This window comes from Sphingomonas bacterium (genome assembly GCF_903644135.1).
Taxonomy (GTDB): Bacteria; Pseudomonadota; Alphaproteobacteria; order Sphingomonadales; family Sphingomonadaceae; genus Sphingomonas.
Map to the genome: position 1 here is coordinate 1 of NZ_CAHJXA010000059.1, position 10,909 is coordinate 10,909.

Sequence of the window (10,909 nt, forward strand, 5' to 3'; positions counted from 1 at the left end):
CTCGGTGATGGCGAACAGCCGCGCCACCACCCGCTCGACATTGGCGTCGACCACCACCGCGCGCTCATCAAAGGCGATCGCCGCGACCGCCGCGGCGGTGTACGCGCCCAGCCCCGGCAGACGGCGCAGCGCCGCCTCGCTGCGCGGGAAGGCGCCGCCATACTCCGCCGCAATCACTCGCGCGGTCTTCACCAAATTGCGGGCGCGGGCGTAATAGCCGAGCCCCGCCCAGGCGGCCATGACATCCGGCTCCTCAGCGGCGGCGAGGCTGGCGAAGTCGGGCCAGCGCGCGACCCAGGCGGCGAAGCGCGGCGTCACCGCGGCCACTGTTGTCTGCTGCAGCATCACCTCCGACAGCCAGACGCGATACGGGTCCGCCGCCTCGCCGGCGCGCGCGCGCCATGGCAGATCTCGGCGGTGGGCGTCGTACCAGTCGAGCAGGGCGGGAGCGATGTCGGGCTTGGCGTCCACCGCCGCGCTATGGCATGAGGGCGGCGATGAGCAAGCGCGGCCGTGCCCCTACCGATGCAGACGCGCCGCGCAGCAACCGCTCGCGCAGCGTCGCCGAGTTGCTGCCCGCGGTCGGCGGCGCGGCGTTCCGGCGCTTCGGCTTTATCCAGTCGTCGATCGTCAGCCGCTGGGCGGAGATCGTCGGCGAGAAACTGGCGGGGGCGAGCCAGCCCGAATCGATCCGCTTCCCGCACGGCAAGAAGCAGGACGGCGTGTTGACCCTGGTCGCACGCGGCGCGCACGCGCCGATGCTCCAGCACATCACGCCCGAGATCACCGAGCGGGTGAACCGCTTCTTCGGCTATGCCGCGGTCGGCCGTATCACCATCCGCCAAGGTGAGATCGCCCCGCCCGCGCCGCGGCGTGCGCCGCCGTCGCTGCGGCCGGTCCCGGCCGAACTGGGCGAGGGGCTGAAGACGATCGCCGACCCCGAGCTGCGCGCTGTGCTCGAATCGCTTGCTGCCGGGGTTGCGGCGATCCCCGGCCTCCCCCGGGTCAGCTGACTGCCACGGACCCGCCCATGCGCTATCTCCTCGCTCTCCTCCTCCTGCCGCTGCTCCTCGCCGCGGCGACTGCGCGCGACTGGACGCAGACGACATCACGGCTGCCGAACGGCGGCTATCTGCTCGGCAACCCGGCGGCGCGGGTGAAGCTCGTCGAATATGGCAGCTATACCTGCCCGCACTGCGCCGCCTTTGCCGCCGAGTCGGGGCCGGTGCTGCACGACCGCTGGGTCAAGGACGGCAGCGTCAGCCTGGAGCTGCGCAACCTGATCCGCGACGCCGCCGACCTCGCCGCCGCGGTGGTGGCGCGCTGTACCGGGCCGAAATATTACGCGACCAGCTACCTGATCTTCGCTCGGCAGGACGTGTGGCTGAACCGCGCGATCAACTTCCAGCAGACCAACGCCGCGCGCATCAACATGTACCCGCCGCTCGCCCGGCTGCGCGCGATCGCCGACGGGTCGGGCTTGAGCGATGTCGCTCGCGCACAGGGGGTGAGCGACGACCGGCTCGACGCCTGCTTCGCCGACCAGGCGGCGGTCGACCGCATCGTCGCGATGACCGCCGGCGCTCAGGACGTCACCGGCACCCCCACCTTCTTCCTCGACGGCAAGCGGGTCGACGGCTTCACCTGGGACAAGGTCGAGCCGCTGCTGCGCGCCCGCGGGCTGAAATAACCAGGAGATTTCGTCATGCGTTTCGCTGCCCTGTTGCTCGCCAGCCTCAGCCTCGCCGCCTGTTCGAAGGGCGATGCCGGCACCGGCAGCAGCGCCCCTTCCACGCCGGTCGCCGCCAAGCCCGCGCCGGCCGGGCAGAGCTGGGCCGATACCGTAACCAGGACGGCCGAAGGCTATGTGATGGGCAATCCGGACGCGCCGATCAAGCTGGCCGAATATGGCTCGCGCCTATGCCCGACCTGCGGCGCGCTGGCCCGCGAGAGCTATGACCCGCTGACCAAGAAGTACGTCGCGACCGGCAAGGTCAGCTTCGAGTTCCGCGAGTTCATGGTCCACGGCCCCGCCGACCTGCCGCCGGCGTTGCTCGGCCTCTGCGTCGACAAGGCGGCGTTCTTCCCGGTGCTGGAGCAGATGTTCCACGACCAGGCGAGCTTCGATGACGGCCTGCAGAAGCTGACCCCGGCGCAGCAGCAGGCACTCCAGACGGCCAAGCCCGACCAGGTCATCGCGATGCTCGCCGAGGCCGAGGGCGTCATCCCCTATATGAAGCAGCGCGGCCTGCCCGAGGCGAAAATCCAGGCCTGCCTCGCCGATCGCGCGACCACCGACAAGCTGACCAAGACGACCCAGGACAAGACCGCCGACGGCACCGTCAGCGGCACGCCGACGCTACTGATCAACGGCAAGGTGGTGCAGGGCGCGATCACCTGGCCGCAGCTGGAGACGGCGCTGAAGGCGGCCGGGGCCTGATCTGCCGTCGACGCCGACGGCAGATCAGTTACGCCGCGTGCTGGAACGGAAAGGCGACGCGCCGCTCGATCAGCGCCGCCATCGCGCGGCCGGTATAGAGCAGGCAGCGCTCCTGATGCGCGGCGGCCTGTTCCGGGTCGGTCGCCTGGATCGCCTGGATCGCCTCCACCGAGGATTGCTCCAGCCATTCGGTCACGTCGGGGGTCATAGCTTGCTCCTCTGCTCCGTCCGCCCGTCGTACCGCTGCGATGTTACCGCCATATGGCACTTGCGCCTTCGCCCGCGCGAACATAGATCGAACGCATGGCGCAGCTCGACACTCGCGAAAAGCTGGCGATCCTGGCCGATGCCGCGAAGTACGATGCCTCCTGCGCCTCGTCGGGCACTGCCAAGCGCAACTCCAAGGACGGCAAGGGGCTGGGCTCGACCGAGGGCATGGGCATCTGCCACGCCTATGCCCCCGACGGCCGCTGCATCAGCCTGCTGAAGATCCTGCTGACCAACAGCTGCATCTTCGACTGTCATTACTGCATCAACCGCAAGAGCAGCAACGTCCGCCGCGCACGCTTCACCGCGCAGGAGGTCGTCCAGCTGACCCTGTCGTTCTACAAGCGTAACTATATCGAGGGGCTGTTCCTCTCTTCGGGCATCATCGGCTCGTCCAACTACACGATGGAGCAGATGGTCGAGGTCGCGCGCAGCTTGCGCGAGGATCATCATTTCCGCGGCTATATCCACCTGAAGACGATTCCCGACGCCGACCCGGCGCTGGTCCATCAGGCGGGGCTGCACGCCGACCGGCTGTCGATCAACGTCGAGTTGCCGACCGTCAGCGGTCTCAAGCGCCTCGCGCCCGAGAAGGACGGCGCGCGGATCGAGGGGGCGATGGCGGCCAACAAGAGCGACATCGCCGACAACAAGGACGCAAAGGCCAAGTACAAGTCCGCGCCGCGCTTTGCCCCTGCCGGCCAGTCGACGCAGATGATCGTCGGGGCCGACGCCGCGACCGACAGCGACATCGTCCGCCGCGCCTCGGGCCTGTACGATCGCTTCGGGTTGCGCCGGGTCTATTACTCGGCGTTCAGCCCGATCCCGGACGCGAGCGCCGTGCTGCCGCTGCAGCGGCCGCCGCTGATGCGCGAGCACCGGCTGTATCAGTCGGACTGGCTGATGCGCTTCTACGACTATTCGCCGGCGGAGGTGGTCGCCGCCGCCGACGATGCAACGGGGATGCTGCCACTCGACATCGATCCCAAGCTGGCCTGGGCGCTGAAGTTCCGCGATCGCTTCCCCGTCGACGTCAACCGCGCCCCGCGCGAGATGCTGCTCAGGGTGCCTGGGCTGGGCGTCAAGGCGGTGGGCGCGATCCTGACCAGCCGGCGCTGGCGGCGGCTGCGGCTTGACGATATCGGCCGGCTGACGGTGTCGGTGGCGAAGCTGCGGCCGTTCATCGTCACCGAGGATTGGCGGCCGGTCGTGCTCGCCGACAAGGTCGATGTGAAGCCGCTGGTGACGCCCAAGCAGCAGCAGATGGAGCTGTTCGCAGCCTGAGCGGGGCTCGCGCGTTCACCCCCTATGCGCGTCGTCACCCTTGCCGAACCCGATGATTTCGACGGCTGGCGCGACGCCGCCCGGGGCCTGATCGGCGAGGGCGCGCCGCCCGAACAGGTGGTGTGGCAGGTCGGCGGCGGTCCGCCCGACCTGTTCGGTGGCGGCGGCGACATCCCCTCGCCCGCCGCTGCGCTCCCCACCCCCGCTTTCTCGGTGCCGCGCCCGTTCATCGATCTTGCCCGCAATGTGGTGATGGCGAGCGATCCCGAACGGTTCGCGCTGCTCTATACGCTCCTCACCCGCCTGCGCCGCGAGCCGGGGCTGATCGAGGATCGCGCCGACCCGCTGATGCGGCGGCTCGACACGCTGGCCAAGGGCGTCCGCCGCGACATCCACAAGATGCGCGCCTTTCTGCGCTTCCGCGAGGTGGAGGAGGACGGCCAGCCGCGCTTCGTCGCTTGGTTCGAGCCCGACCATCACATCGTCCGCGCCAACGCCGCGTTCTTCGTCAACCGCTTCGCCTCGATGCGCTGGTCGATCCTGACGCCGGCGGTGTCGCTGCACTGGGACTGCAAGGCGCTGAGCGAAGGACCGGGAGCGACCAAGGCGGACGCACCGGACGGCGATCCGACCGAAGCGGTGTGGAAGACTTACTATGCCAGCATCTTCAACCCCGCCCGCGTCAAGATCGGCGCGATGCTGAAGGAGATGCCGCGCAAATACTGGAAGAACATGCCCGAGACCGCGCTGGTCCCCGGCCTGATCGCGGGCGCGCAGGCGCGGGAGGCACAGATGATCGAGACGGCCAGGACCAGCATCGGCGGCAACAGCGCCGCGGCGTGGGAGGCGCTGCGCGACGAGGCGGGGGCGTGCACCCGCTGCCCGCTCTACAAGCCGGCGACGCAGACGGTGTTCGGCGAGGGGCCGGTCGATGCGCCGCTGATGTTCGTCGGCGAGCAGCCCGGCGACCAGGAGGATCTCGCCGGCCGACCGTTCGTCGGCCCCGCTGGCCAATTGTTCGACCGGGCGCTGGGCGAGGCGGGGGTCGACCGCAGCCGCACCTATGTCACCAACGCGGTCAAGCACTTCAAGTTCGAGGCTCGCGGCAAGCGGCGCATCCACGCCAAGCCTGGTACCGGCGAGATCGACGCCTGCCGCTGGTGGATCGAGCAGGAGCGGATGATCGTCCGCCCCGAACTGACGGTGGCGCTAGGCGCGACCGCGGCGCGCTCGCTGTTCGGCCGCACCGTCACGATCGGCCGCGAGCGCGGCCAGCGGCTGGAGCTGCCCGAGGGCGGTGCGGCGCTGATCACCGTCCACCCCAGCTATTTGCTGCGCCTGCCCGACGAGGCTACGCGTCAGCTCGAATATGCCCGTTTCATCGACGAGCTGAAGATGGCGCAGGCGATGCTGGCCTAGCTACATGCTGTCAGGCGATGGCCCGATCCGGCCGTCGGTGCGGTCGAGCGCGTCGATAGCCGTCACGTCGTCCTCGTCCAGCGTCAGGTCGGCGGCGGCGGCGTTGTCGGCAAGGTGGTCGCGGTCGCCCGCCTTGGGGATCACCGCAAGTCCGTGGGCGAGATGCCAGGCGATCACCACCTGCGCCGGCGACCGGCCATGCTTGGCGGCGATCGCCGTGATCGCCTCGTCCTTCAGCACGTCGCCCTGGCCGAGCGGGCTCCAGCTCTGGGTGACGATGCCGCGCCGCTGGTGGTCGGCGCGGAGGTCGTGCTGCTGGAAATAGGGATGAAGCTCGATCTGATTGACAGCCGGCACCACGCCGGTGGCCTCGACGATCGCGTCCAAGTCCTCGGCGCGGAAGTTGGATACGCCGATCGAGTGCGCCTTGCCGGCCTCGCGCGCCGCGACCAGCGCCTGCCATGCCTCGACGGCGAGGCCCTGCGCCGGCGAGGGCCAGTGGATCAGGTACAGGTCGACCGACTCGCGGCCTAGCAGCGCCAGGCTCTCGTCGAGCGCCGCCGCCGCATCGCCCTGGCGGTCGTTCCACAGCTTGGTCGTCACCCACGCCTCTTCGCCGACCAGCCCCTCGCCGACGCCGCGCTCGTTATGGTAGATCGCGGCGGTGTCGACGAGGCGAAAGCCGAGGTCGAGCCCGGCGCGAACCAGTAGCGCCGCCTGTCCGTCGGGGATCTGCCAGGTGCCCATACCGAGCTGCGGCATCGAGCGGCCGTCGTTGAGGATGATGTCTTGCATGGAGCGCTCAACCCCCGGGCGAGCGCAGAGTTGCCTTTCCCGGCCGCCGCCGCTCGGCTAATCGGGCGCGATGATCGAGCCCGAGGATTGCCGAACCATGGCCGAGGTGCGCGCCGGCGTCGACGCGCTGGACGAGCGGATCGTCGTGCTGCTGGCGGTACGCACCCGCTTCATGGACGCCGCAGCGCGCATCAAGACCACCCGCGAGCAGGTCCGCGACGAGCCGCGCAAGGCGGCGGTGATCGCCCATGCCCGCGCCGTGGCGCTGCGCGAGGGAATGCCGCCCGCCATTGCCGGCGACGTCTATGACTGCCTGGTCGAGGCATCGATCGCGCATGAGCTGACCCGGTTCGACCAGCGATGATCGAGCATGTCCTGGGCGTGCTGGCCGGCATCATCGTGTCGGTGATTGCCGGCGGCGGCTATCTCGGGCTGGCGCTGCTGATGGCGATCGAGAGCGCCTGCGTGCCGCTGCCGTCGGAGGTCATCATGCCGTTTGCCGGCTATCTGGTCTCGACCGGGCGTTTCTCGCTGATCTTCGCAGCCACCGCGGGGGCACTGGGCTGCAACCTGGGATCGATCGTCGGCTACGAGATCGGCAAGCGCGGCGGCCGGCCGGCGGCGGAGCGTTGGGGTCGTTACCTGCTGGTCGGGCCGGGCGAGATCGATGCTGCCGACCGGTTCTTCGCGCGCTGGGGGGCACCCGCGGTGCTGGCCGGCCGGCTGCTGCCGGTGGTCCGCAGCTTCATCGCCTTTCCCGCCGGCGTGGCGCGGATGCGGCTGGTGCCGTTCCATCTCTACACCTTCCTGGGCTCATGGCCGTGGTGTTTCGCGCTCGCCTGGGTCGGGATGACGCTGGGCGACCGCTGGAACAGCGACCCGCGGCTCAAGGCGTGGTTCCACCGCGCCGATGCGGCCGTTGCGGCGGTGCTGGTCGTTGGCGCGGTGCTCTACATCGGGCACCGCGTCCGCGGCCTCAACCGAACAGCCAATGCCCCAGCAGGCGATCGAACGGGAAGGTAAAGAAGCCCGCGATCAGCAGCGAGCCGATTACAAGCCCCCGCACCCCGCGGCGGTGACGCACGACGCGGTGGGTGCGTGCCGTCCACCAGATCAGCGGCACCTGGATCAGCACCCAAACCGATATGATGTGGATGACGCTGAACCGGCCCGGGCCGCTTTCGTGAACGAACAGCGATAGGACCGCGGTCGCGATCATCGCCGCGACCCAGATTTGGCCAAGCGTCCGATGCCGCCGGTCGCCACGACGGCGCAGCAGGATCACCGGGGTCAGCGCCAGCGCGACGATGATGGTGAGGAGATGCGCCCAGATCAGCGCCGGCACCAGCCGCCACTGGCCATAACCGCGGGCGAGCGCCACCATCACTGCCGCCAGCAGCAGCACCGCCGCATAGCCGAGCACCCGCTCCAGCCGATCCGCCGAAATCGGCTTGGCCTGCGCCACCGGCCGATCGAGCACCGTCGCCATCCTGTGTCCCCCAACGTCCCCGGTGCGACGATAGGCAGCGGCAAGGCGATGATCCAGCGCTAAGGAACGCGCGCGTCCGCCGCCTTCTTCGCCTGCTGCTCCTGCTTCCACGCGCGCGAGCCGGCGACCTCGCAGCCGCCCGATCCCGCCGCGCCGACCGCCGAACAGCTGTTGACGCTGTCGATGCCGACGCCGGCGTTCAGCCCGCCCTGCGCCTTGACCGCCCAGCTGGCATTCTCGGGCGTCACCTGAAAATCGCGCAGCTCCTTGGGCACGCGGTACTGCTCGGCGGCGTTGCGGCGCACGCACACGACAATCTCCGCGCCGTTGGTGTCGGTCGGGCAGCGTTCGTTGCCGTAGAGGGTGAGGACGCCGTTGACCGGCGCGTTCTTGGACACGATTCCCGGCCCGAGCGGCCCCTGCGGCTTGGCCGCGCCGGGCAGGGCCGCCTGTTGACCCACAGCGGGCGTGGCGACGAGCAAGGCGGCGATGACGAACGGACGCATGACGTTATCCCTAGAGGCGCTGAGCCGCCGCGATCGCGACCTTGCAGCCCAGCCTGATGATGCCGCTGAGCACCGGATAGCCGGGCGTGTTCTCCGCCCCCGCCGCCAGTGCGTGATCGCGATGCTCGACCTCCTCGGCCTGAAAGTCGAGGATCGCCGCCGACAGCTCGGGGTCGTCGTCGCCCAGCGCCACCAGCTGCTGCTCGTAATGCTTGTCGATCTCGGTCTCGACCGCGGCGGTGCAGGCCATCGCCGCGTCCGGACCAAGCGCCGCCGTCACCGCTCCCAGCGCGAACCCCGCGACCGTCCAGAACGGCTGGAGCAGCGTCGGCCGCACGCCGCGCTCGACGATCAGCCGGTCGAAGAAGGCGCGGTGCCGTGCCTCCTGATGCGCCATGTGGCTGATCGCGCGCGCCGCCGGATGGCGATCGCCGAGCACCGCCAGCTGGCCGGCATAGATGCGGGTCGCGCCATATTCGCCGGCATGATCGACGCGGATCATCGCCTCGCTCGGCTCGCGCCGGTCGCCCGGTTTCCAGCTCATGCGCGCTTCTCCGCCAGAAAGATCACCGCACCCGCCCCGACCAGCGACACCAGCGCGTTCCACCCCGCCAGCGACACGCCTGCCAGCCGCCACTGCGCGACGTCGCAGCGGATCATCGGCGCACGCAGCAACGCCGCCAGCCGATCGTCGGCGGAACTGCCGGCAAAGGTCGCGGTCTGGGTGCAGGCGGTGACGCCGTGCCACCAGCCCCATTCGACGCCGGCGTGATAGACGCCGATCGCGCCCGACCCGGCGATCAGCACCGCCGCCAGCAGCGTCAGCCCCCGCGCCTCCACCGGCAGCGCAAAGGCGGCCAGCGCCGCGACCAGCGCGGCATAATGCGGCCAGCGCTGCCAATGGCACATCTCGCACGGGTAGAGATGACCGATCAACTGCGACCCCCACGCCCCCGCCAGCAGCGCGGCGGGGATCAGCAGCGCCAAAAGCCGCGCCTGTGCCAGCGATGGCGTCACGGTGTCGCCACCGGCTCCGGCACCTTGCCGATCGGCGCGCGGGTCGCGGCGGTGATCTGCACCGGCCCGCCGACCCGCGCCACCGTCTTCAGCGCGTAGTAGAGCTGGAAGTCGTTGATCCCCTGCTTCTTCAGCACGTCCGGCGTGGCGGCGAAGCGCGGATCGGTACGGCTGTCCTGCTCCAGCGTCGTGTCGTCGGGCTTCACCTCGTTGACCAGGTGGCGCAGCATGTCCATCTCGCGGGTGACGTGGCGTGTCTTGTAGTCGGCGTCGCTGAGCTGCGGCACGGCGATGTCGGGGTGGATGCCGCCCTCCTGCACCGAACGGCCCGACGGCGTGTAGTAGCGCGCGGTGGTCAGCCTCACCTCGCTGTGGGGCCCAAGCGGGATCAGCGTCTGCACCGACCCCTTGCCGAAGGTCTTCTCGCCCATGATCAGCGCGCGGTGATGGTCCTGCAGCGCGCCGGCGACGATCTCGCTGGCGCTGGCGGTGCCGGCGTCGGTCAGCACCACCACTGGCAGGCCATGCGCGTCGTCGCCGGGATGAGCGTAATAGCGCTCGATATCGCTTGCCTCACGGCCACGCTGCGACACGATCTCGCCGCGGTCGAGGAACGCGTCGCTGACCTCGATCGCCTGGCTGAGCAGGCCGCCGCCATTGTTGCGCAGGTCGACGACATAGCCGAGCGGATGATGGCCCAGCGAGCGGTCGATCGACAGCAGCGCCGCGCGGGTATCGGCCCCGGTGGTGCCGGAGAAGGTGTTGATGTCGATATAGCCGACATCACCCTTCACCTCCCACTTGACGGCGTGCTGGACGATCACCTCGCGCACCAGCGTCACCTCGATCGGCTTGTCGTGGCCGGCGCGCACCAGCGTCAGCGCGATCCTGGTGCCGGCGGGGCCGCGCATCGCGCCGATCGCCTTGTCCAGCGCCTCGCCGACGATCAGCTTGCCGTCGATATGGGTGATATAGTCGCCCGACTTGATGCCGGCGCGGGCGGCCGGCGTGTCCTCCTGCGGGGCGATGATCTTGACCACGCCGTCCTCCATCGAGACGGTGAGGCCCAGGCCGCCATAGCTGCCATCGGTCAGGATCTTGAGATTGTCGTAGTCGAGCGCGTCGGCATAGCTGGAATGCGGGTCGAGGCTGGCGAGCATCCCCTGAATTGCGCCCTTGATCAGCGTCTTGTCGTCGACCTTGTCGACGTAATTGGCCTTCACGCGCTGATACACCTCGAAGAATTCGCCGAACTCGGCGTTCGCGCCAGTATCGACCGCCGCCATCGCCGCAGTGGCGAGCGGCACCAGGGTCAGCGCGCCGACGATGGCGATCATGGAAGGCAGGCGGCTGGGCATGGCGTGGTCCTGAAGGCGTAAGCCGATGTGCTAGCGGAAGATCGCCCGGCGATCAAAGCGCCGCGGGGCTGAATGGAGGCTGACCGGCCTCCTCATCCGATCAACGAAGCTGCATCGACCGGCTCGCCGCGACGGCGCAGCTCCAGCGTCACCTGCGGGTCGTCGCCTCGGCTGGCGGCACCCAGCCGCTCGCCGCTCGCCACCGCCTCGCCGACCCGCACGTCGATCGCGCCCAGGCCGGTGATCAGCGAGGTCCAGCCGCCGCCATGATCGACGATGACGATGCCGGCATAGCGGCGGAAGCGACCGGCATAGCGCACCGTCCCTGCCGCCG

The 10,909-nt window shown here is 69.6% G+C and carries 15 protein-coding genes and 1 pseudogene; 7 read left to right on the top strand and 9 right to left on the bottom strand.

Going from position 1 to position 10,909, the window contains the following annotated elements; all coding sequences use genetic code 11:
* Positions 1-471: pseudogene (locus tag HUU96_RS04995) on the bottom strand (A/G-specific adenine glycosylase); the annotation flags it as partial.
* 14 nt (positions 472-485) lie between these two features.
* Between HUU96_RS04995 and HUU96_RS05000 the strand changes: the two are divergent.
* Genes HUU96_RS05000 through HUU96_RS05010 form a run of 3 tightly spaced genes read left to right on the top strand, consistent with a single transcriptional unit; the run spans position 486 to position 2,440 of the window.
* Positions 486-1,013 carry a DUF721 domain-containing protein gene (locus HUU96_RS05000; protein WP_174291755.1) on the top strand — a complete coding sequence of 176 codons (528 nt, stop codon included), beginning with the start codon at positions 486-488 and terminating at the stop codon, positions 1,011-1,013.
* A 17-nt stretch (positions 1,014-1,030) separates the two neighbouring features.
* Positions 1,031-1,690, top strand: coding sequence for a DsbA family protein (locus HUU96_RS05005; protein WP_174291756.1), 660 nt, complete (start codon positions 1,031-1,033; stop codon positions 1,688-1,690).
* 15 nt (positions 1,691-1,705) lie between these two features.
* Entirely contained in the window at positions 1,706-2,440 is a 735-nt protein-coding gene (locus HUU96_RS05010; RefSeq protein ID WP_174291757.1) for a DsbA family protein, read from the top strand.
* Between the two features lie 28 nt (positions 2,441-2,468).
* Here HUU96_RS05010 and HUU96_RS05015 read toward each other — a convergent pair whose 3' ends face one another.
* On the bottom strand, positions 2,469-2,648 hold the full coding sequence (locus HUU96_RS05015) for a hypothetical protein (RefSeq protein WP_174291758.1): 180 nt from the start codon (positions 2,646-2,648) through the stop codon (positions 2,469-2,471).
* Positions 2,649-2,743: 95 nt separating this feature from the next.
* Between HUU96_RS05015 and HUU96_RS05020 the strand changes: the two genes are divergently transcribed.
* Both HUU96_RS05020 and HUU96_RS05025 read left to right on the top strand, forming a co-directional pair.
* Positions 2,744-3,991 carry a putative DNA modification/repair radical SAM protein gene (locus HUU96_RS05020; RefSeq protein ID WP_174291759.1) on the top strand — a complete coding sequence of 416 codons (1,248 nt, stop codon included), beginning with the start codon at positions 2,744-2,746 and terminating at the stop codon, positions 3,989-3,991.
* Positions 3,992-4,015: 24 nt separating this feature from the next.
* A complete protein-coding gene (locus HUU96_RS05025) occupies positions 4,016-5,410 on the top strand; it encodes a UdgX family uracil-DNA binding protein (RefSeq protein ID WP_174291760.1) in 1,395 nt (464 codons plus the stop codon).
* On the opposite strand, the gene HUU96_RS05030 is transcribed toward HUU96_RS05025, so the two are convergent.
* Complete coding sequence (locus HUU96_RS05030) at positions 5,411-6,205, bottom strand: aldo/keto reductase (RefSeq protein ID WP_174291761.1); 795 nt, start codon at positions 6,203-6,205, stop codon at positions 5,411-5,413.
* Positions 6,206-6,302: 97 nt separating this feature from the next.
* Here HUU96_RS05030 and HUU96_RS05035 point away from each other — a divergent pair, with 97 nt between their 5' ends.
* Positions 6,303-6,569, top strand: coding sequence for a chorismate mutase (locus tag HUU96_RS05035; RefSeq protein ID WP_254605013.1), 267 nt, complete (start codon positions 6,303-6,305; stop codon positions 6,567-6,569).
* Positions 6,566-7,228 (top strand): DedA family protein, encoded by a 663-nt coding sequence (locus HUU96_RS05040; RefSeq protein ID WP_174291763.1) that lies wholly within the window; start codon positions 6,566-6,568, stop codon positions 7,226-7,228. The genes HUU96_RS05035 and HUU96_RS05040 overlap by 4 nt, the downstream gene beginning before the upstream one ends.
* Here the strand turns inward: HUU96_RS05040 and HUU96_RS05045 are convergent.
* From HUU96_RS05045 to HUU96_RS05070, 6 genes are all read right to left on the bottom strand, one after another.
* Positions 7,182-7,694 (bottom strand): hypothetical protein, encoded by a 513-nt coding sequence (locus HUU96_RS05045; RefSeq protein ID WP_174291764.1) that lies wholly within the window; start codon positions 7,692-7,694, stop codon positions 7,182-7,184. The two genes, HUU96_RS05040 and HUU96_RS05045, sit on opposite strands and share 47 nt — an antisense overlap.
* A 59-nt stretch (positions 7,695-7,753) precedes the next feature.
* Complete coding sequence (locus HUU96_RS05050; protein WP_174291765.1) at positions 7,754-8,200, bottom strand: hypothetical protein; 447 nt, start codon at positions 8,198-8,200, stop codon at positions 7,754-7,756.
* Between the two features lie 10 nt (positions 8,201-8,210).
* The gene (locus tag HUU96_RS05055; protein WP_174291766.1) at positions 8,211-8,744 is read right to left on the bottom strand and encodes a demethoxyubiquinone hydroxylase family protein; all 534 of its coding nucleotides are present in this window, start codon (positions 8,742-8,744) and stop codon (positions 8,211-8,213) included.
* Positions 8,741-9,217 carry a disulfide bond formation protein B gene (locus HUU96_RS05060; protein ID WP_174291767.1) on the bottom strand — a complete coding sequence of 159 codons (477 nt, stop codon included), beginning with the start codon at positions 9,215-9,217 and terminating at the stop codon, positions 8,741-8,743. The genes HUU96_RS05055 and HUU96_RS05060 overlap by 4 nt, the downstream gene beginning before the upstream one ends.
* The gene (locus HUU96_RS05065; protein ID WP_174291768.1) at positions 9,214-10,575 is read right to left on the bottom strand and encodes a S41 family peptidase; all 1,362 of its coding nucleotides are present in this window, start codon (positions 10,573-10,575) and stop codon (positions 9,214-9,216) included. The genes HUU96_RS05060 and HUU96_RS05065 overlap by 4 nt, the downstream gene beginning before the upstream one ends.
* 92 nt (positions 10,576-10,667) lie before the next feature.
* Positions 10,668-10,909, bottom strand: a 242-nt coding sequence (locus tag HUU96_RS05070) for a peptidoglycan DD-metalloendopeptidase family protein (RefSeq protein ID WP_174291769.1), incomplete at its 5' end; no start/stop codon positions are given.

Excerpts from the sequence above, each read along its gene's own strand:
- HUU96_RS05010 (WP_174291757.1), top strand. The coding sequence starts at position 1,706 with ATGCGTTTCGCTGCCCTGTTGCTCGCCAGCCTCAGCCTCGCCGCCTGT.
- HUU96_RS05015 (WP_174291758.1), bottom strand. The coding sequence starts at position 2,648 with ATGACCCCCGACGTGACCGAATGGCTGGAGCAATCCTCGGTGGAGGCG.
- HUU96_RS05045 (WP_174291764.1), bottom strand. The coding sequence starts at position 7,694 with ATGGCGACGGTGCTCGATCGGCCGGTGGCGCAGGCCAAGCCGATTTCG.
- HUU96_RS05000 (WP_174291755.1), top strand. The coding sequence starts at position 486 with ATGAGGGCGGCGATGAGCAAGCGCGGCCGTGCCCCTACCGATGCAGAC.
- HUU96_RS05065 (WP_174291768.1), bottom strand. The coding sequence starts at position 10,575 with ATGCCCAGCCGCCTGCCTTCCATGATCGCCATCGTCGGCGCGCTGACC.
- HUU96_RS05035 (WP_254605013.1), top strand. The coding sequence starts at position 6,303 with ATGGCCGAGGTGCGCGCCGGCGTCGACGCGCTGGACGAGCGGATCGTC.
- HUU96_RS05040 (WP_174291763.1), top strand. The coding sequence starts at position 6,566 with ATGATCGAGCATGTCCTGGGCGTGCTGGCCGGCATCATCGTGTCGGTG.
- HUU96_RS05005 (WP_174291756.1), top strand. The coding sequence starts at position 1,031 with ATGCGCTATCTCCTCGCTCTCCTCCTCCTGCCGCTGCTCCTCGCCGCG.
- HUU96_RS05050 (WP_174291765.1), bottom strand. The coding sequence starts at position 8,200 with ATGCGTCCGTTCGTCATCGCCGCCTTGCTCGTCGCCACGCCCGCTGTG.
- HUU96_RS05055 (WP_174291766.1), bottom strand. The coding sequence starts at position 8,744 with ATGAGCTGGAAACCGGGCGACCGGCGCGAGCCGAGCGAGGCGATGATC.
- HUU96_RS05020 (WP_174291759.1), top strand. The coding sequence starts at position 2,744 with ATGGCGCAGCTCGACACTCGCGAAAAGCTGGCGATCCTGGCCGATGCC.
- HUU96_RS05025 (WP_174291760.1), top strand. The coding sequence starts at position 4,016 with ATGCGCGTCGTCACCCTTGCCGAACCCGATGATTTCGACGGCTGGCGC.
- HUU96_RS05030 (WP_174291761.1), bottom strand. The coding sequence starts at position 6,205 with ATGCAAGACATCATCCTCAACGACGGCCGCTCGATGCCGCAGCTCGGT.